The following is a 1,860-nucleotide window of genomic DNA, read 5'->3' on the forward strand; positions in this document are numbered from 1 at the left end:
TGGGCTTCGATGGCGTCGATGTGGTCGGGGGGCAGGCCGGCGTTGGTGAGGGCGGCGTGGATGACGCGTTGTTGGGAGGGGCCGTTGGGTGCGGTCAACCCGTTGGAGGCACCGTCCTGATTGACCGCCGAGCCACGGATGAGGGCGAGGATGCGGTGGCCGTTTTGCTGGGCGACTGATAGCCGTTCCAAGACGATGAGGCCCGCGCCTTCGCCCCAGCCAGTGCCGTCGGCGGCGGCGGCGAAGGACTTGCACCGGCCGTCCGGTGCGAGGCCACGCTGCCGACTGAACTCTACGAACATGCCAGGCGTGGCCATGATGGTGACGCCGCCCGCCAGCGCCATGGCGCACTCTCCAGTGCGGAGTGCCTGTACGGCTTGGTGGACGGCGACGAGGGAGGAGGAGCAGGCGGTGTCGATGCTGACGGCCGGGCCCTGGAGGCCGAGTACGTACGAGATCCGGCCCGAAGCCACGCTGGAGGCGCTGCCGGTGCCGAGAAAGCCCTCGAGATCCTCGGGTACGGGTGACACGCGGGTGGCGTAGTCGTCGTACATGATGCCGGTGAAGACGCCGGTGGGGGTGCCGTGGAGGGTGGTGGGGTCGATGCCGGCGTGTTCGAGGGCTTCCCAGGCGACTTCGAGGAGGAGGCGCTGCTGGGGATCCATCGCCAGGGCTTCGCGGGGGCTGATGCCGAAGAAGGCCGGGTCGAACTCGCCCGCGTCATGCAGGAATCCACCCTGACGCGTATAGATCTTCCCCGCCTTTTCGGGGTCCGGATCGTAGATCTCCTCGATCGGCCAGCCACGGTCGACCGGAAATCCGGAAATCGCATCCGTCTCGTTGAGAACCAATTGCCATAGCTCGTCGGGCGAGGTGACACCTCCGGGATAGCGGCACCCCATCCCCACGATCGCAATGGGTTCGTGCTTCGCCGACTCGAGCTCCTGCAGCCGCTGCCGGGCCTTGTGCAGGTCGGCCGTCACCCACTTGAGGTAGTCGATCAGCTTTTCTTCGCTTGCCATGTGGAATCCACTCTCCGTGTCCGAGGGTGCGACGCGACCGTACTAAGAGCTCCTGAGGTTCTTGTCGATGAAGTCGAATATCTCCTCCGCTGTTGCTCCCTGAATTTCCTCGGCGACTTCGTCGGTGTTCTTCGACTGCTTTATCTGCTGCCATCTCGCCATGAGGGATTCCAGCCGCGTGGTGACCTGCGCGTGCATTTCGTCCTCGGGAGAGGTGGCGAAGAGCGCCGCTTCGAGCTTGTCGAGGTCCGAGAGCGCCTGGAGGGACCGGGCTTCGGTCTTGGTGGTGGTGAGTCGTTCGTGGAGGTGTTGGGCGAGGGCGGTGGGGGTGGGGTGGTCGAAGATGAGGGTGGCGGGGAGGCGGAGTCCGGTGGTGGTGGTGAGGCGGTTGCGGAGTTCGATGGCGGTGAGGGAGTCGAAGCCGAGCTGCTGGAAGGGGTGATGAGGGTCGAGCAGGGTGGGGTTGGCGTGGCCGAGCGTTACGCCGGCGTGGGTTCGTACGAGGGTGAGCAGGGTCTGATGTTGTTCGATCTCGCTTTGAGCGGCGAGTTGGCGCAGCAGATCGCTGCTGGTGGCGGCTGCGGTGCCTGATGCGGTGCGCCGGGTGGGAGAGAGGTTGGTGAGGATGGGTGGGAGGGTTCCGTCTGGGGTGCGTAGGTGGGTGAGGTTGAGGTGCGCGGGGATGGTCAGAGGCTGGTCGGTCTGCAGCGTGGCGTCGAGGAGTTGATGGCCTTCGGTGGTGGTGAGGGGGGTGATGCCGGTTTGGGTGATGCGGTGGTGGTCGGTGGTGGTGAGGTTGCTGGTCATGGTGCTGGTTTGGGTCCAGAGTCCCCAGGCG

2 protein-coding genes are annotated in these 1,860 nt (G+C 65.7%); both read right to left on the reverse strand.

The features are described 5' to 3' along the window. Nucleotides 1-1,022 (reverse strand): beta-ketoacyl synthase N-terminal-like domain-containing protein (locus tag AB0I15_RS66770; RefSeq protein WP_358121172.1); only part of this gene is annotated, 1,022 nt, incomplete at its 3' end. Between the two features lie 42 nt (nucleotides 1,023-1,064). After that, nucleotides 1,065-1,860, reverse strand: a 796-nt coding sequence (locus tag AB0I15_RS66775; protein WP_358121175.1) for a phosphopantetheine-binding protein, incomplete at its 5' end; no start/stop codon positions are given.

Source organism: Nonomuraea sp. NPDC050643 (assembly GCF_040654715.1).
In the GTDB taxonomy this organism is placed as follows: Bacteria; Actinomycetota; Actinomycetes; order Streptosporangiales; family Streptosporangiaceae; genus Nonomuraea.